This is a genomic window from Plantactinospora solaniradicis, assembly GCF_042658085.1.
Classification (GTDB): domain Bacteria; phylum Actinomycetota; class Actinomycetes; order Mycobacteriales; family Micromonosporaceae; genus Plantactinospora; species Plantactinospora solaniradicis.
On record NZ_JBHSPR010000018.1, the window covers coordinates 203,929 to 221,216 of the forward strand.

At 70.7% G+C, this 17,288-nt stretch carries 15 protein-coding genes; all 15 read left to right on the forward strand.

Annotated elements, in window-relative coordinates:
- Nucleotides 1-117 precede the first annotated feature (117 nt).
- The 15 genes from ACFP2T_RS22635 (at nt 118) to ACFP2T_RS22705 (ending at nt 17,274) form a co-directional block, all read left to right on the forward strand.
- Entirely contained in the window at nt 118-804 is a 687-nt protein-coding gene (locus ACFP2T_RS22635) for a response regulator transcription factor (protein WP_377424760.1), read from the forward strand.
- Complete coding sequence (locus ACFP2T_RS22640) at nt 801-1,913, forward strand: sensor histidine kinase (protein ID WP_377424761.1); 1,113 nt, start codon at nt 801-803, stop codon at nt 1,911-1,913. The genes ACFP2T_RS22635 and ACFP2T_RS22640 overlap by 4 nt, the downstream gene beginning before the upstream one ends.
- Before the next feature lie 308 nt (nt 1,914-2,221).
- On the forward strand, nt 2,222-3,892 hold the full coding sequence (locus ACFP2T_RS22645) for a DUF4153 domain-containing protein (RefSeq protein ID WP_377424762.1): 1,671 nt from the start codon (nt 2,222-2,224) through the stop codon (nt 3,890-3,892).
- Between the two features lie 131 nt (nt 3,893-4,023).
- Nucleotides 4,024-4,431 (forward strand): hypothetical protein, encoded by a 408-nt coding sequence (locus tag ACFP2T_RS22650; protein ID WP_377425194.1) that lies wholly within the window; start codon nt 4,024-4,026, stop codon nt 4,429-4,431.
- Nucleotide 4,432: 1 nt separating this feature from the next.
- The gene (locus tag ACFP2T_RS22655) at nt 4,433-6,076 is read left to right on the forward strand and encodes a sodium/solute symporter (RefSeq protein WP_377424764.1); all 1,644 of its coding nucleotides are present in this window, start codon (nt 4,433-4,435) and stop codon (nt 6,074-6,076) included.
- A gap of 55 nt (nt 6,077-6,131) precedes the next feature.
- Nucleotides 6,132-6,731, forward strand: coding sequence for a flavin reductase family protein (locus tag ACFP2T_RS22660; protein WP_377425196.1), 600 nt, complete (start codon nt 6,132-6,134; stop codon nt 6,729-6,731).
- 246 nt (nt 6,732-6,977) lie between these two features.
- The gene (locus tag ACFP2T_RS22665; protein WP_377424765.1) at nt 6,978-7,391 is read left to right on the forward strand and encodes a DUF485 domain-containing protein; all 414 of its coding nucleotides are present in this window, start codon (nt 6,978-6,980) and stop codon (nt 7,389-7,391) included.
- Nucleotides 7,388-9,076 carry a solute symporter family protein gene (locus ACFP2T_RS22670; RefSeq protein ID WP_377424766.1) on the forward strand — a complete coding sequence of 563 codons (1,689 nt, stop codon included), beginning with the start codon at nt 7,388-7,390 and terminating at the stop codon, nt 9,074-9,076. Before ACFP2T_RS22665 ends, ACFP2T_RS22670 begins: the two co-directional genes overlap by 4 nt.
- A gap of 152 nt (nt 9,077-9,228) precedes the next feature.
- On the forward strand, nt 9,229-10,209 hold the full coding sequence (locus ACFP2T_RS22675) for a UDP-glucuronic acid decarboxylase family protein (RefSeq protein ID WP_377424767.1): 981 nt from the start codon (nt 9,229-9,231) through the stop codon (nt 10,207-10,209).
- Between the two features lie 75 nt (nt 10,210-10,284).
- A complete protein-coding gene (locus tag ACFP2T_RS22680) occupies nt 10,285-11,541 on the forward strand; it encodes an LCP family protein (protein WP_377424768.1) in 1,257 nt (418 codons plus the stop codon).
- A 221-nt stretch (nt 11,542-11,762) separates the two neighbouring features.
- The gene (locus tag ACFP2T_RS22685) at nt 11,763-13,016 is read left to right on the forward strand and encodes an LCP family protein (protein ID WP_377424769.1); all 1,254 of its coding nucleotides are present in this window, start codon (nt 11,763-11,765) and stop codon (nt 13,014-13,016) included.
- Nucleotides 13,017-13,255: 239 nt separating this feature from the next.
- On the forward strand, nt 13,256-14,230 hold the full coding sequence (locus ACFP2T_RS22690; protein ID WP_465264268.1) for an LCP family protein: 975 nt from the start codon (nt 13,256-13,258) through the stop codon (nt 14,228-14,230).
- Between the two features lie 120 nt (nt 14,231-14,350).
- Nucleotides 14,351-14,686 carry a rhodanese-like domain-containing protein gene (locus tag ACFP2T_RS22695; protein WP_377424770.1) on the forward strand — a complete coding sequence of 112 codons (336 nt, stop codon included), beginning with the start codon at nt 14,351-14,353 and terminating at the stop codon, nt 14,684-14,686.
- Between the two features lie 202 nt (nt 14,687-14,888).
- A complete protein-coding gene (locus ACFP2T_RS22700) occupies nt 14,889-15,701 on the forward strand; it encodes a glycerophosphodiester phosphodiesterase (protein WP_377425200.1) in 813 nt (270 codons plus the stop codon).
- A 112-nt stretch (nt 15,702-15,813) separates the two neighbouring features.
- The gene (locus tag ACFP2T_RS22705; RefSeq protein WP_377424772.1) at nt 15,814-17,274 is read left to right on the forward strand and encodes a sensor histidine kinase; all 1,461 of its coding nucleotides are present in this window, start codon (nt 15,814-15,816) and stop codon (nt 17,272-17,274) included.
- Nucleotides 17,275-17,288 lie beyond the last annotated feature (14 nt).

Below are 17,288 nucleotides of genomic sequence, written 5' to 3' on the forward strand. Positions count from 1 at the left end.
CCCTGGACGCCGGACTTTTCCCAGCCCCGACGGTTATCCACAGGGCCGCACGGTTCTCCACAGGTTGTTCACAACGTGCCCCACGATCCCACACGGGCGGTCCCTACAGTCAGGGCCATGACGGAACGTCGAATCCTGGTCGTCGAGGACGAGCGCACCATCGCCGAGTCGGTCGCGGCCCGGCTGCGCGCCGAGGGCTTCCTGGTGGAGATTGCCCGGACCGGGCCGGACGCCGTCGAGGCATTCCGGACGGGTCGGCCGGAACTCGTCGTCCTGGACGTGATGCTGCCCGGTTTCGACGGGCTGGAGGTGTGCCGGCGGATCCAGGCCGACCACCCGGTCCCGGTGCTGATGCTGACCGCCCGGGACGACGAGACGGACCTGCTGGTCGGGCTCGCCGTCGGCGCCGACGACTACCTGACCAAGCCGTTCTCGTTGCGCGAGCTGGCCGCCCGGGTGCACGCCCTGCTGCGCCGGGTCGACCGGGCCAGCAGCGCGGCGCGTACGGGGACCGAGATCCTCCGGATCGGAAACCTCGAAATCAACCAGGCGGAACGCCGGGTCCGGCGCCAGGGGGTCGAGGCGCACCTGACGCCGACCGAGTTCGATCTGCTGACGCACTTCGCCAACCGCCCCCGGATGGTGCTGCCCCGGGAACGGCTGCTCGCCGATGTCTGGGGCTGGATGGACGGCTCCGGCACCCGAACCGTCGACAGCCACGTCAAGGCTCTCCGCCGCAAGCTCGGCGCCGACCTGATCCGCACCGTCCACGGGGTCGGTTACGCACTGGAGGTACAGCCGTGACCAGGTTCTGGAGCGGGTTCAACTCGGCCCTCGACGTCCTGCCCCGCCCGCTGGACCCGATCTGGTCGATCAAGCTGAAGCTGGGCATCCTGATGCTCGGCTCGGGAGCGGCCGGGTTGGCCGTGTTCATCATCGGCATCGGCTGGATCCCCTGGTGGACCGCGGGCACCGCCTGTGGCGTGGCCTTGCTCACCTCGCAGTTCCTCGCCCACGGCATGACCTCTCCGCTGCGCGAGATGACCACGGCGGCCCGGGCGATGGCCCGGGGTGACTACACCCGGCGGGTCCGGGCGACCTCTCGGGACGAGGTCGGTGAACTTGCCGCCGCGTTCAACCAGATGGCGGGGGACCTGGCCGAGGCCGACCGGCGACGCCGGGAACTGATCGCGAACGTCTCACACGAACTGCGTACCCCGATCACCGCGTTGCAGGGCGTACTGGAGAACATCGTCGACGGCGTGGCCGAGCCGGACCTGTCCACCCTGCGGGTCGCGCTGACCCAGACCGAACGGCTCGGTCATCTGGTCGCCGACCTGCTCGACCTGTCCCGGCTCGACGCCGGGGTGCTGCCGTTGCGCCGGGAGAACATCGACGTCGCGGAGTTCCTGGACGAGGTCGTCCAGCAGGCCACGGTCAACGCGGCCGGCGCCGGACGCGACGTCCGGTTCGAGGTACGCCAGCAGCCGGCGCCGTTGCACGTCGAGGCCGATCCCCGGCGGCTGCACCAGGTCTTCGCCAACCTGCTCGACAACGCCGCCCGGCACAGCCCGGCGGGCGGGAGGGTGCTCGTCGCCGCGAAGCGGGTGGCGGACGAGCTGCGATTCGAGGTGACCGACGAGGGCGAGGGCATCCCCGCACGGCTCAGACCGGAGGTGTTCGAGCGCTTCACCAGGGGCGAGCGGACCGGCGACGGCGGCACCGGCCTGGGCCTGGCGATCGCGCACTGGGTGGTGGAGCTGCACGGCGGCACGATCGCCGTCGCCGACCGGCCCGTGGCCCGGACCCAACCGCCGAACAAATCACGGGCGGTCGGCTGTCAGATCCGGGTGACTCTCCCGGTCACCGCCGGTACATCCGCCAACTCCACGACCCTGGGTGCGCGGCGATGAGCGGGACGGTTCCGACGAGTCTCGGAGAACCCAGCGGGGACCCGGGCACCTTCAGCCCGAAGCGTGGCCAGACCACCCAGGCTCCGGGCACCGGCTCGCGGCCCGCTCCGACCCCCACACCAGCGGCAGCAACCACAACCTCGACCTCGACCTCGACACCAGCACCAGCACCGGCACCGGCACCGGCACCGGCACCGGCACCGGCACCGACGGTGGCAACGGCGCTGGCAACGGCACCGACGGTGGCTGCCCCGACAGCGACGTCGACCCGTCCCGCCGTGGCCCCGCCGGTCAGCTCGACGAGGCCCGTGGCCGGCCCGGCCCCGAGGACCGTCGCTCCGGCAGGATCGGGCTGGCCGCCCGGCTATCCGGCGCCGGCGTTGACCGGGCCGGTCGTACCCGCCGCACCGTCGGCGCTGACCCGGCGCTGGCCGGGGCCGGTCGGCGGCGCGGCGCGGCCGGTCCTCGGCGCGGTGGCCACGGCGGCGGCCGTGTCCGCGGTGAGCCTTCCACTGACCCGGCCGGGACTCGGCTGGCTCGTCGGCGGAGTCGCCGGAGCGGCGGCCCTGGTCACCGCCGGCTGGATCGCCGCCCGCCCGGCCGACAACACGAGCGGCGGTCACCGGGCCCCCGACGGAAACAGCCCTCGACCGACCGGCGACAAGAACGGGATCCGGGGTCGGTTCGGCTGGTCCCGCCCGCTCTGGGGCCTGGCCACACTCGCCCTGCTCGGCGTCGGCACGGTCCGGGCCGCAGGCTGGTTGTTCGTACTCTGCCTGCTCACCGCCGCGATGACGGCGGCGCTGACCGTCGCGGACGGGCGGTCGGTACGCGCGATCCTGTTCTCCGGCCTGGTTCCGCCGGTGGCGGTGTTCCGGTCGATGCCCTGGGTCGCCAAGGGACTGGCCCGACCGGCACGACCGGGCCAGGAACGCGGCGCGGGCCGGGCACTGGCCACCGTCGCCGTCTCGCTCGTCCTGCTGACGGTCTTCGGCCTGCTCTTCTCCTCCGCCGACGCGGCGTTCGCCGGGCTGGTCGACCGGGGGCTGCCGGATCTGTCACCGTCCACCGTCGTCCGTTGGGTCTTCGTGTTCGGAATGGTCGGCGCGGCCCTGCTCGGCGCGGTCTACGTGCTCGCGGCACCACCCGACCTGACCGGGCTGACGGCCGACCCGGGACGGAAGCGACTGCGCCGGGCCGAATGGGTCCTGCCGGTGGCCCTGCTGGACGCGCTGTTCGTGCTCTTCGTCGGGGTCCAGGTGACCAGCCTGTTCGGCGGCTCGGACCACGTCCTGCGGACCGCCGGACTGACCTATGCCGAGTACGCCCGCAGCGGCTTCTGGCAACTGCTCGCCGTCTCCGTACTCACGTTGTTGGTGATCGGTGCGGCGGCCTGGTGGGCGCCCCGGGAGAGCCGGACCGACCGGTCTCTGATCCGGATCCTGCTCGGCGGGCTGACCCTGCTGAGTCTGGTGGTGGTGGCGTCCGCCCTGTACCGGATGGACGTGTACGCCGACGCGTACGGCGCCACCCGGCTCCGGCTGCTGGTGGCCACCTGCGAACTCTGGCTGGGACTGATCTTCGTGCTGATCGCGGCGGCCGGGGTACGGCTCTCCGCCCGCTGGCTTCCCCAACTGGCCCTCGGTACCGCCGTCCTCGCCCTGCTCGCCCTCGCCGCCGTCAACCCGGATCGGTTGATCGCCGAGCGCAACGTCGACATGTACGCCAGGACCGGCCGGATCGACGTCTGGTACCTCTCCCGGCTCTCCGCCGACGCGGTACCCGCGTTCGACCGGCTCCCCGCCGACCTGCGCCGGTGCGCCTCGACAAGGATCGCCGGCGAACTACCCCGGGACGACTGGCGGGAGACCAACCTCGGCCGGATCCGGGCCCGGCGGATCCTGGCCGCCCCGCCGCCCGCCGAGTCCCCGGCACCGCCCGTCCGCCGCACCCCCGGCACCTCGTACACCGGTTGCTGACGACCGGACGGCGGACGACCTGTGACCGGAATGGCAGTCAACCCGTGACCGGAGTGCGGTCAACCTGGCGCGGAGCACCGGCGGGGACCACTTGACATTCGTGGCGAGGCGATGAGACTGCCGAGGTGGCCATCCCCATCGATCCGCGACCGGACCCGGGGCCGCCGGAGACGCCCAACCGGACCAGGGTGGTGCTGGCCGAGGTCGTTCGCAGCGGCACCCGCGCCGAACGGACCCGGGCCGAGCTGACCCAGCAGACCCAGGTCGGCGATGCCCTCGTCCGAGGACTGGTCCGGGCCCAACTCGCCCTCGCCCTGCGACTGTCACTCGTGGTCGGGATCGGCCTGGGCGGCCTGCCCCTGCTGTTCGCGATCGCCCCGGAGGTCGGTACGGCGAAACTGTTCGGGGTCAACCTGCCCTGGCTGCTGCTCGGGGTCGGCGCGTTCCCGTTCCTGGTCGGGGTCGGCTGGGCGTACGTGCAACTGGCTGAGCGCAACGAGCAGGACTTCACAGATGTGATCCAGCGGCCGGAGCGCTGAGGTGGACAACCCGTACACCGTGCCGGCGATCATCGCGGTCACCCTGGTCACGGTCGCGATCGGCTTCTACGGGTTGACCCTGGCCCGGACCACGTCGGACTTCCTGGTCGCGTCCCGGATGGTCAGCCCGACCTGGAACGCGGCGGCGATCGGCGGCGAGTACCTTTCCGCCGCGTCCTTCCTCGGCATCGCCGGCCTGATCCTCAAGTACGGCGTGGACGTGCTCTGGTACCCGGTCGGGTTCGCCGCCGGCTATCTCGCCCTGCTGCTGTTCGTCGCCGCGCCGCTACGCCGGTCGGGGGCGTTCACCCTGCCCGACTTCTGCGAGGTGCGGCTCGGCTCCCGGCGCCTGCGCAAACTCGCCACGGCCTTCGTGATCTTCATCGGCTGGCTGTACCTCGTACCGCAGTTGCAGGGCGCCGGGCTGACCCTGTCCACGGTCACCGGCGCGCCGTACCAGCTCGGTGCGCTGCTGGTGGGTGCGGTGGTCACCGCGAACGTCGCGCTCGGCGGGATGCGCGCGGTCACCTTCGTGCAGGCGTTCCAGTACTGGCTGAAGCTCACGGCGCTCGCCGTACCGGCAATTTTCCTGGCCCTCCAGTGGCAGGCGGACTCCCGGCCGGCGGTGACCCCGGTCGGCGGCCCGGTCTTCTCCGCCTCGACCACCGTGGTGGTCGAGGAGCCGGCGACCCTGACGCTGCCGGACGGAACGTCCCGGGAGGTACGCCCCGGCGACGAACTGTCGTTCGCGGCCGGTGAACAGGTGCCGGAAATCTCCAGCGTGGCCGCCGACACCGGACTCGACTGGCTGCTGCCCAGTACGGCGGGCAGCGACGACCGGGGACTCTTCGCCACCTACTCGCTGATCCTGGCGACCTTCCTCGGCACGATGGGGCTGCCGCACGTACTCGTGCGGTTCTACACCAATCCGGACGGCGCCGCCGCCCGCCGTACCACCCTGGTGGTGCTCGCCCTGGTCGGCGCCTTCTACCTGCTGCCCACCCTGTACGGGGTACTCGGCCGGATCTACACCCCGCAACTGCTGCTGACCGGCAAGACCGACGCGGTGGTGGTGCTACTGCCCGGTGCCGCCCTGGGCAACGGCCCGACCGGGCAGCTACTGGCCGCCCTGGTCTCCGCCGGGGCGTTCGCCGCCTTCCTGTCGACGTCGTCCGGACTGCTCACCAGCGTGGCCGGGGTGGTCTCCACCGACCTGCTGGGCCGGGGCTCGGTACGCGACTTCCGGTTGGCCACGGTGCTCGCCGGACTGGTCCCGATGGTGCTCGCCCTCAACCTGTCCGGGCTGGACGTCTCCCAGGTCGTCGGGCTGGCCTTCGCGGTCGCCGCGTCCAGCTTCTGCCCACTGCTGGTACTCGGGATCTGGTGGCGCGGGCTGACCGACGCCGGAGCGGCTGCCGGGATCCTGGCCGGCGGCGGCGCCGCGGTCGGCGCCGTCCTGTTCACCGTCCTCGGACCGGAGCTGACCGGCTGGCCGGCGGTACTGATCGCCCAGCCGGCAGCCTGGACCGTCCCACTGGCCTTCACCGTCATGGTCACCACGTCCTGGGCCACCCGGCGCCGGGCCCCGGGCGATGTCGGGGCCATCATGCTGCGCCTGCACGCCCCGGAGAGCCTCCGCCTGTAAGGAAGGGCCCCTTCTTATCGTTTTTTGTAGAAGATAGGGCCCCCTCCTAACACCCCTGAGCGGCCGGGCCGGGCGGCCGGCCCGGCACAATGGTGCCGTGAACCGAGCCGAGCCACCGGGCGGGCAGATCCACCACACCGATCCGTTCGCCACCCCGGAGCCGCACCGCTCTCCGGTGCGTCGGCTCCGTGGCCGGGTGCCGGCGGCGGTGACGTTGTGGACCGCGTACGGTCCGACGACCATCGGTGACACCGCCGGGCCCGCCGGGCTGACCGTCTCGTCGACGCTGGTCGCCGACGGTGAGCCGGGACGGCTGATCGGCCTGCTCGACGAGGAGTCGGAACTGTGGGCCGCGGCGTCCGCCAGTGGACGGTTCGCGGTCACGGTGCTGGGCACGGCACACCGGCAACTCGCCGACCGGTTCGCCGGGCTGTTCCCCGCTCCCGGCGGGCTGTTCTCGGTGGGGGAGTGGAGCCGCACGCCGTACGGCCCGGTGCCGGCCGGTGCCGGTGGCTGGGCGGGTTGCCGGCTGGACAGCGCCCGGGAGTACGGCTGGGCGCTGCTGGTCGAGGCCACCATCGAAACGGTGGACCTGTCGGACGACGCGCCGCCCCTGGTGCACCATCGCGGGCGCTATCGGGAACTGGCCGGCTGAACCGGCGGGAGGGCACCGGCCGGGAAACCGGTCGGGCCGGCAGGCGGAGACCGGTCGGGCCGGGAGGGTTCGGAGGGTTCGGCGTGCGGCGTCGCCGAGCGGCGTGACCGGGGTCACTGGGCGCAGCCACCGGCCCGTTCGGCGCAGCCGCTGACCAGCCAACGGATCACCGCTATCCGAGTGTCCTGGCGGCTCCATACCGTGCGCGAAACTCCCCTGCCCCTTTTTGAAGGTGGTGAGACCAGCATGTCTACGGACACTCCCGCACCGGCCAGCGCGCCACCGGACCGGTACGTCGCCGTACAACAGTCGGACGAGTTCGCCGGGTTGCGTAAGGCCCTCCGTGGCTTCGTCTTCCCGATGACCGCGGCGTTCTTCCTCTGGTACGCGCTTTACGTGATCCTCTCCGCGTACGCACGCGACTTCATGGGCACCAAGCTCGTCGGCAACATCAACGTTGCCCTCGTCTTCGGCCTGTTGCAGTTCGTCTCCACGTTCCTGATCGCGTGGCTCTACTCCCGGTTCGCCGCCAGCAAGCTGGACCCGACCGCCGACCGGATCCGCGAGGAACTGGTGGGGACGGCGGAGTCGCGTGACCCGGCGGGCACGGTGACGCCGGACGACGAGGCGCAGCCGAAGGACAAGGAGGTGGCGTCATGAGCGAGGCGATCAACGGTGTCGTGCTGGCCGCCGAGGCCGGCAGCAGTACCGCCCGTACCCTGACCATCACGCTCTTCCTGGTCTTCGTCGCGGTGACCCTGGGAATCACCGTCTGGGCCAGTCGGCAGACCAAGACGGCGACCGACTTCTACGCCGGTGGCCGGTCGTTCTCCGGCTTCCAGAACGGCATGGCGATCGGCGGCGACTACATGTCCGCCGCGTCGTTCCTCGGCATCGCCGGCATCATCGCGCTGTACGGCTACGACGGCTTCCTCTACTCGATCGGGTTCCTGGTCGCCTGGCTGGTGGCCCTGCTGCTGGTGGCCGAGCTGCTGCGGAACTCGGGCCGTTACACGATGGCCGACGTGCTGGCGTTCCGGATGCGGCAGAGGCCTGTTCGGACGGCGGCGGCGGTCTCCACGATCACGGTCTCGATCTTCTACCTGCTGGCCCAGATGGTCGGCGCGGGCGCGCTGGTGGCGCTGCTGCTGGGGATCCGGCCGGGTACCACGTTCCTCGGCATGGACGCGGACGCGGCGAAGATCGCCACCATCATCCTGGTCGGCGCTCTCATGATCATCTACGTCACCGTGGGCGGCATGAAGGGCACCACCTACGTCCAGATCGTCAAGGCGTTCCTGCTGATGACCGGCGCCCTGGTGATGACCATCCTGGTGTTGGCGCACTACAAGTTCAACCTGTCCGAGCTGCTCGGCGACGCGGCGAACGCCTCGGGCAAGGGTTCCGCGTTCCTCGAACCCGGACTGCGGTACGGCGTCGAGGTGGCCGGCGATGCGACGAAGACCTTCTACAACAAGGTCGACCTGCTCTCCCTCGGGATCGCCCTGGTGCTCGGCACCGCCGGACTGCCACACATCCTGATCCGCTTCTACACCGTACCGACCGCCAGGGCGGCCCGGAAGAGCGTGCTCTGGGCGATCGGCATCATCGGCACGTTCTACCTGTTCACCCTGGCCCTCGGCTTCGGCGCGGCGGCTCTGGTGGGCCGGGAGGCGATCGTCGCCCAGGACGCGGCCGGCAACACGGCGGCTCCGCAGCTCGCCGAGGCGCTCGGGGTCGACTTCCTCGGTGGCGACGTCGGTGGGGCCGCGCTGCTCGCGATCATCGCGGCGGTGGCGTTCGCCACCATCCTCGCCGTGGTCGCCGGGTTGACCCTGGCCTCCTCGTCCAGCCTTGCCCACGACTTCTACGCGAACGTGGTCAAGGGTGGACAGGCGTCGGAGCGCCAGGAGGTCAACGTCGCCCGGATCTCGGCGCTGGTGATCGGCGCGATCTCGATCGTGCTATCGATCTTCGCGCAGAACCTGAACGTGGCGTTCCTGGTGGCGCTCGCCTTCGCGGTGGCGGCATCCGGCAACCTGCCGGCGATCCTCTACAGCCTGTTCTGGAAGAGGTTCAACACCGCGGGCGCGGTCTGGGCGATCTACGGCGGTCTGATCAGCGCCGTCGGACTGGTGTTCTTCTCTCCGGTGGTCTCCGGGGCACCCACGGCGATGTTCCCGGACCACGACTGGCAGTGGTTCCCGCTGTCCAACCCGGGCATCATCTCCATCCCGGTCGGCTTCCTCTGCGGCTGGATCGGCACCCTGCTGTCGAAGGAGACGGACGCGGACAAGTACGCCGAACTGGAGGTTCGGGCCCTCACCGGCGCGGGAGCGCACTGACCGGACCGTAGACACTTACGGTCGTGATTCGGTAACGGGTGGTGTCGGGGGACGAAAGTTACCCCGGCGCCACCCGTCGCGCATTCGGTCCCGGGCGCGGCGGGCGGTCCCCTCGGCCAGCCGGAGATCAGCATCGTGGGTAGGCTGGCAGCATGGTGGTAGCCCAGCGTTTCGGAGCGGAACACCGGATCCTCGTCACCGGCGGTGCCGGATTCGTCCCATCCCACCTGGTCGACGCGCTCATCGCGCGAGGCTGCACGGTGGTCGCGGTGGACAACTTCGTCACCGGCTCGAAGGAGAACGTGGCCCACCTCGCGGACCATCCCCGGTTCACCCTGGTCGAGGCCGACGTCTCGGAGGGGCTACCCGGTCACCACCCGGCGATCGCCGAGCGGTTCGACGCCATCCTGCACCTGGCCTCGCCGGCCAGCCCCACGGACTTCGCCACGCTGCCGATCGAGATCCTCCGGGTCGGTTCGCTGGCCACCCTGCACCTGCTGGACCGGGCCGTTGCCGACCGGGCCCGGTTCGTACTGGCCTCCACCTCCGAGGCGTACGGGGACCCGCAGGTGCACCCGCAGGTCGAGACGTACTGGGGCAACGTCAACCCGATCGGCGTACGCAGCGTCTACGACGAGGCCAAGCGGTTCGCCGAGGCCAGCACGATGGCCTACCACCGCTATCACGGGCTCGATGTGGGGATCGTCCGGATCTTCAACACCTACGGGCCGCGGATGCGTCCGGACGACGGGCGGGCCATCCCCACCTTCATCACCCAGGCGTTGCGCGGTGAGCCGCTGACCGTACACGGCACCGGATCGCAGACCCGGTCCATCTGCTACGTCAGCGACCTGGTGCGCGGCATCCTGCTGCTGCTCGACTCGACCGAGACCGGCCCGATCAACTGCGGCACCGAGCACGAGGTGTCGATGCGGGAACTCGCCGAGACGATCGCCGCACTGGCCGGCAGCGGGTCGCAGGTGAGTTACATCACCCGGACGGCCGACGACCCGGAAAAGCGGCGGCCGGACCTCACGCTCGCCCGGGAGCGGCTCGGCTACGAGCCCGAGGTGACTCCCTCCGAGGGGCTCCGCCGCACGATCGAGCACTTCAGCCAGCGGTTGGCCGGATAGCGGAGGATACCGGCTTCGTGCCAGCCCGGCCGTGGCACACAGCGGCTCCTTGGTTTCGCTACGTACCCTGAGGGCATGTTCGAGAGCCCTCCCCCGAACGCATCCCATGGCGGCCACCGAATGACGGCCGGTGGATCCGCCGGTCGCGCCTCGGTGCCCGGTCCGGCCTCAGCCGGTTCGAACCGGATCTCCGGACGGGCCCAGGTCTCGGGCGTACCCGGTCAGGCCCGCCCTACGTACGGCGGCGGCGGCCCCGGCGGCCCCGGCGATCCGGGTCTGCCTGGCGGTCCGGGTGTGCCCGGCGGTCCGGGCCGGCGTGGCCCCCGGCCGAACTGGCGGCGGATCGCCCTGGTGTCGGGCATCGCGGTACTCGTGCTGGGCCTGCTCACCAGCGGCGGCCTCTGGCTCTACGTCAGAGGGCTCGACAAGGACCTGGCCCGCACCGATCCGTTCTCGGCGCTGACCGGTGACCGCCCCAAGTCGGTCAGCGGCGCCCTGAACATCCTGATGGTCGGCAGCGACTCCCGGGACCCGGACGCCCCGGTCAACGAGGCCAGCAAGTGGCGGGCCGACACCATCATCGTGATGCACATTCCGGCCAGCCACGACAAGGCGTACCTCGTCTCGGTGCCCCGGGACCTCTACGTACCCATTCCGGACAGTGCCGGCGCGGAATGCGGAAGCGGCGAACGCGGCAAGATCAACGCGGCGTTCGCGTTCGGTGGACTACCCCTGGCGGTACGCACCGTGGAGTGTTTCACCGACGTCCGGATCGACCACGTGATGGCGATCGACTTTGCCGGGTTCAAGGAGGTCACCGACGCACTCGGCGGAGTGGACCTGAAGGTCGAACGGGACATCACCTCCATCCACAAGCCGTTCCGGAAGTTCAAGAAGGGCACCAACCACATGGACGGGGCCGAGGCCCTGGACTGGATCCGGCAGCGGAAACAGTTCCCGGACGGGGACTTCGCCCGGATGCGGCACCAGCAGGAGTTCCTGCGGGCCCTGATGGACAAGGCGGCCAGCTCCGGCACGCTGACCAACCCGGCCAAGCTGAACGCCTTCCTCAAGTCGGTGACCAGCGCGGTCACCGTCGACGAGGGCTTCTCCCTGGTCGACATGGCGGTCCAGTTCCGTAACCTGCGCGGGGAGAACCTGCAGTTCATCACCAGCCCGCACAACGGCAGCGAGACCATCGACGGCCAGTCCGTGGTGGTGTCCAACCGGGAGAAGGCGCTGGCGATGTACCGCGCGATGTCCGCCGACACGATGGATGCCTGGGTACAGGCGAACGTCTCGCCGACCCCGACTCCGGCCAACGGCGGCTGACCCGGTCGGGCACCTGGTCCGTTCCGTCACCGTCCAGTCACGCACGCGAGCCGTCCGTGCTTCCGCCCCCCGGCGGAAGCACGGACGGTGGCTGTCGCATGCCGGAAAGCGCGCTCCCGCAAATCGACAAGAACATGTAGCGTAAGCAAATTCGGGGAAGCCTTGCGGTGTCCATACCGCGACGCGGCCCCGGCCCTCTCACCCCTGACCCTGGAGCAGGCATGCCGGTGCAATCTCGCCGACGTCCCCCACGGCCCGCCTCGGCGGTTCCACCCGGCCGTGCGGGCGCCTCACCGTCCGGCACGGTCCTGGACAACCGAGGCCCGAACGGGCGGGCCACCAAGGGCAAGGGCGGCAAGGGCAAGAACGGCGCGGCGGGGCGGCGGCGCAAAGCCCCGCTCTGGGCTCGCCTCACGCTGGTCTTCGGTGCGGTGCTGCTGGTCGCCAGCGGAGTCAGCATCACCGGCATGAAGGTCGCGATCGGCAAGGCCACCAGCAGCATCACCCAGGAGAACCTGCTCGGCACGGCCGGCAAGACCGAGGCCGAGGGCGGCGAGGACCTGGAGGGCCCGATCGACATGCTGCTGCTCGGTATCGACGCCCGGGAACGGTTGGACGACGACAACGTCCGGGCCGACACCATCATCGTGCTGCACATCCCGGCCAGCCACGACCAGGCGTACCTGCTCTCGATCCCGCGGGACACCGAGGTGCAGGTGCCGGCCTTCAAGGCCAGCCGGTACAACGGCGGTACGGCGAAGGCCACCGAGGCGTTCTTCCACGGCGCCCAGAACGGTGCCGGCCTCAAGGGCGGTGCGCAGTTGATGGCGCAGACCATCCACAAGCTCACCGGGATCAGCTTCGACGGCGCGGCGATCATCAACTTCAGCGGGTTCAAGAAGGTCATCGACGCGCTCGGCAGCATTCCGATGTGCGTACGCCAGCAGGTCGAGTCCAAGCACATGACCCTCGTCAACGGTGAGCCGATGTGGAACCACGAGGCCAAGAAGGTCAGTGGCACTAAGAAGCCGGTGGTGCACAAGAAGGGCTGTCGCGAGATGAAGGGGTGGGAGGCGCTCGACTACTCCCGCCAGCGTTACGGCCTCACGCACGGCGACTACGACCGCCAGCAGAACCAGCAGCAACTGATCAAGGGGATGGCCAAGAAGGCGATGAGCGACGGGGTGATGACCGACCTCGGCAAGCTCAACCGGCTGATGAAGGCCGCTGGTGAGGCGCTGATCCTGGACACCGGCGGCGTACCGATCGCCAACTTCATCTTCACCATGCGCGGGGTGGCCGCCAACGACCTCGTCCTGCTCCGGACCAACAACGGCAATTTCAGCGGGAACGGGAGCGGCCGAGAGGTGATCAACAGCACCAGCCAGCAGATGTTCGCCGCCGTCAAGGGCGACAGGCTGGACGAGTTCATCATCAACAACCCGACCGTGCTCGCGCCCACCACCGCCAGATAGCCGGCGATCAGGTCCAGCAGAAATCGCAAAAGCCGCTGAACGCGCAAACCGGGCCCCTAGCCTGAGGTGAGAAAGCTTCACTCAGTCGGGCCCGGGGAGGGATCACGTTCACACCCAAGCGGGCGGCTCCGGGCGAACCCGAGCGGCCAGGACGCGCTCCATCCGCCGGCCGTACCCGTGGCGCGGGCAGCCGCGCCGACCGGGGCCGACACCGGCGTAAGGCTCCCGCCTGGGCGAAGGTGGCACTCGGATTCGGGCTGGCCCTGGTGGTGATCTCCGGAGCCGGCGGGGCGGGCCTGCACATGCTCGCCGACCGCTACGACAACAGCGTGGTCAAGGAGATGCTCCTCGACCCGGCCGCCCGCCAGGAACGGGGCGCCGTCACCGGGCCGCTCAACTACCTGCTGGTCGGCTCCGACCAGCGCCCCACCGCCGGACCGGAGGCGGACCAGCGGTCGGACACGATCATGATCGCCCACCTGCCCGCCGGGCTGGACCGGGCCTACCTGATCTCCATACCCCGGGATCTTCTGGTCGAGATCCCGCCGGCCCCGGCCAGCGGCTACCCCGGCGGGCCAGACAAGATCAATTCCGCCTTCCAGTACGGCGGCGGAGGCCAGGGCGGCACCCGGTTACTGTCGGCGACCCTCACCCGGCTCACCGGAATCCGCTTCGATGGCGCGGCACTTGTCAACTTCGCCGGCTTCCAGCGCGCGATCGACCTGCTCGGCGGCGTCCGGATGTGCGTCGACACCCCGGTCCGGTCGATCCACACCAAGTCCGTCTTCAACCCCGGCTGCCACCAGATGAACGGCGCACAGGCGCTCGACTACGCCCGCCAGCGCTACGACCTGCCGAACGGCGACTTCGACCGGCAGCGACACCAGCAGCAGTTGCTACGGGCGATGATGGACAAGGCCACCACCGCGGACATGCTCCGGAATCCGCTCCGGTTGGATCAGGTGATCCGGGCCATCGGCTCCTCGTTCACCGTCGACACCAACGGGACACGCCTGGAGGAGATGATCTTCGCGATGCGGCGGATCCGCTCCGACGCCCTGCTCGGAATCCAGCTTCCGTCCCACTCCGAGATGATCGACGAGGTCTCGTACGTGCTGCTGGACGAGCCGGCGAACACGCTGTTCGACTCGATGCACAACACCGACCTGGACAACTGGGCCCGGGCCAACCCCAAATGGGTCAATCGCCTCTGAACCGGGTCCTCGTTCCGCCCGTCGGCCAGCAACGCCGCCCCTGACGTCCCCGCCCCGAACGCGCGGCGACCTCGCGCCGGTACGTGGAGTCGGCCGGAACAGGCTCTACGCTTGGTAACCGTGTTCGCATCCAACCTTCCCACCGTGACCGCGGCTGACGTACCCGCCGACGCCTACCTGCTCGACGTACGGGAGGCGGACGAGTGGACCGCCGGGCACGCCCCGGACGCCCACCACCTGCCGATGATGGAGGTGCCCGCCCGGATGGCCGAGATACCCTCCGACGCCTACGTCGTCGTGATCTGCCGCTCCGGCGGTCGCTCCGGACAGGTCGTGGGCTACCTGATGAACAACGGCTGGGACAACGTCCGGAACCTCGACGGCGGAATGCGCCAGTGGGCCGCCGCCGGCCGCCCACTGGCCAGCGAAGACGGACAACCGGCCCGGGTCATCTGAGGCCGGACGAACCCGTGAGCGCGAGGAGCGAGCCGAGGTCGCGAGCCCCGCAGTCGCGAACGACCGGAGAACCCCCGTGAGCGCGAGGAGCGAGCCGGGGTCGCGAGCCCCGCGGTGGCGGTCGGCGAGACAGCTCGGAAGTGCCCGGAGCGAGCCGGGACTGCGCGCACCGGTGCCGCGCCTTCCCGGCGAGGCGGTGCGGATCTCCGGCGACGCACCGGGGCTCCGGGCCGGACCGCTGGTCTTCGCGCACCGTGGCTCCTCGGAGACGATGCCGGAGCACACCCTGGCCGCGTACCTACAGGCCCTCGACGAGGGCGCGGACGGTCTGGAGTGCGACGTCCGGCTGACCCGGGACGGTCACCTGGTGTGCGTACACGACCGTCGGCTGGATCGGACGAGCAACGGTCGGGGGCGGGTGGGGGCGCACACGCTCGCCGAGCTGGAGCAGCTCGACTACGGCTCGTGGCACACCGGCGGGGCGATCGACGGCGACGTCCCGGCGGATCCCGACCGTACCCGCCTGCTCACCCTGGACACCCTGCTCCGGGCCGTCCGGGACGCCGGGCGCGAGGTCGAACTGCTGATCGAGACGAAACACCCGACCCGGCACGGTTCCGAGGTCGAGCGGCGGCTGGTCGCCATGCTGCACCGGCACGGCCTGGCCGACCCCCGGCCGGGCGATCCGGTACGGGTGACCGTGATGTCGTTCTCGCCGCTGGCCGTACGGCAGGTCCGGCGGCTGGCGCCACGACTGTCGACCGTGCTGTTGCTGGACGTCCTCCCGCCCGGGTTGCGACGGGGGCGGCTGCCGTTCGGAGCCCAGATCGCCGGCCCGAGCGTCAAGCTGCTCCGTACCCGCCCGCGCCTCGTTCCGGCGCTGCACGCCGCCGGCAACCGCGTCTACGTCTGGACCGTCAACGAGCCTCCCGAACTCGACCTGGCGCTGGCGCGCGGCGTGGACGGGATCATCACCGACCGCCCGGCGCTGATCCTCGACCGGTTGGGCCGCTGACCGGCCCAGGTAGCCGGACACCGGTGACGTCGGGGGCGATCACGGGCGCCGGAAGTCACACAGCGGAACGGCGGTACTGCCCAAAGCCAGGCCGAAGAGGCAGACTCGGGGCATGCCGGAGCGCCCCGACTATGCCTGCCTGATCGCCGGTCACGCCGACGTCATCGAGATGCTCAACGCTGGCGAGGTCGGCCTTCCGGTACTCAACCGTCTGCTCCAGGTCGCCGGGCAGGCCCTCGGCGCGGTCGGCATGGCCTTCGTGGAGTACGGCCCCAGCGGCGGCCGGGTCGTCTCCGCCAACGGTGCGGCCGGCTGGGCGGTCGGCCGCCCGATCCGCCCGCTCGACGAGGCGACCAGCGAGCTGCTGTGCGGTCCCCGGGTGCAGGCGTTGCGCATCGACGCCCTGCCGGGGGACCTGGCCGGACAACTGGACGGACGCGGCCTGCGGTACATGATCTCGGCCCGGGCCGAGGTCGGTGGCCTGACGATCGGCACCCTCTACGCGCTGTACCGGGACGCGACCCGGGCCGACGACACCGAGCACCAGGCCGCGCTCGGCTACCTGGCCTCCTCCGCCGCGCACATGTACGGCGACCAGGCGGGCCTGCCGGTGCACGGCGACGGCACGGTGGTGGCGGCGCTCGCCGACGGCCTGGCGATCGTCACCCGGGACGGTACGGTCCAGCTCTGGAACCCGGCGGCCGAGAAGGTGACCGGGCTGCGGGCGGCGGAACTGCTCGACCGCCCCCTGCCGTTTCCGGTACCGCCGCCCGGACAGGTGCTGGACCACCGGTTGCCGGACGGCCGGTGGTTGAAGATCACTTCGGGTGAGCTGCCCGGTGCCGGCGCGGCCCGGGTGGTCACCTTCCGGGACAGCAGCGACCAGCACATCCGGGACCACGACCGGGACCTCTTCGTGGCGGTCACCAGTCACGAGCTCCGCACCCCGGTCACCGTGATCAAGGGGTACGCCGACACGCTCGACGCGCACTGGGAGTCGCTCTCCGAGTCCGACCGGCGCCAGGCGGCGGGGCTGATCGGCCAGCGGGCCGGCGAGCTGGCCCGACTGGTGGACCGGCTGCTCTCCACCACCAACGACGTCGGGCCGGTCGGCGGCTCGCCGCCCGTACCCTTCGATCTGGTCGAGACCCTGCGCGCGGCGGCGACCGACCTTCCCGCCGACCTGCGCCACCGGCTCGTCCTCCAGCTTCCGGACGATCTTCCGAAGGCCCTCGGCGACCGGGCCAGCCTGGCCACCGTGTTGACGGAGCTCACCACGAACGCCGGAAAGTACTCCCCGGACGGTTCGCCGGTGCAGTTGACGGCGGAGGCGGACAAACGCACCGTGGCGTTTCGGGTGAGCGACCGGGGAATCGGGGTACGTCCCGACCATGTGGAGCGCGCGTTCGAACGGTTCTGGCAGGGCGAGTCGGGTGACCGGCGCCGCTATCCCGGTGCCGGCCTGGGTCTCTATCTCGTCCGCCGGATCGTCGAGCGACAGAACGGCTGGGTTTCGCTCCGCCCTCGCGACGGCGGCGGTACGGTCGCAGAGGTGCGACTGCCCCGAGGGTGAACCGGGGCACCACC

Coding starts and splice junctions, on each gene's coding strand:
- ACFP2T_RS22635 (WP_377424760.1), top strand. CDS start 118: ATGACGGAACGTCGAATCCTGGTCGTCGAGGACGAGCGCACCATCGCC.
- ACFP2T_RS22665 (WP_377424765.1), top strand. CDS start 6,978: ATGTCTACGGACACTCCCGCACCGGCCAGCGCGCCACCGGACCGGTAC.
- ACFP2T_RS22670 (WP_377424766.1), top strand. CDS start 7,388: ATGAGCGAGGCGATCAACGGTGTCGTGCTGGCCGCCGAGGCCGGCAGC.
- ACFP2T_RS22675 (WP_377424767.1), top strand. CDS start 9,229: ATGGTGGTAGCCCAGCGTTTCGGAGCGGAACACCGGATCCTCGTCACC.
- ACFP2T_RS22680 (WP_377424768.1), top strand. CDS start 10,285: ATGTTCGAGAGCCCTCCCCCGAACGCATCCCATGGCGGCCACCGAATG.
- ACFP2T_RS22685 (WP_377424769.1), top strand. CDS start 11,763: ATGCCGGTGCAATCTCGCCGACGTCCCCCACGGCCCGCCTCGGCGGTT.
- ACFP2T_RS22705 (WP_377424772.1), top strand. CDS start 15,814: ATGCCGGAGCGCCCCGACTATGCCTGCCTGATCGCCGGTCACGCCGAC.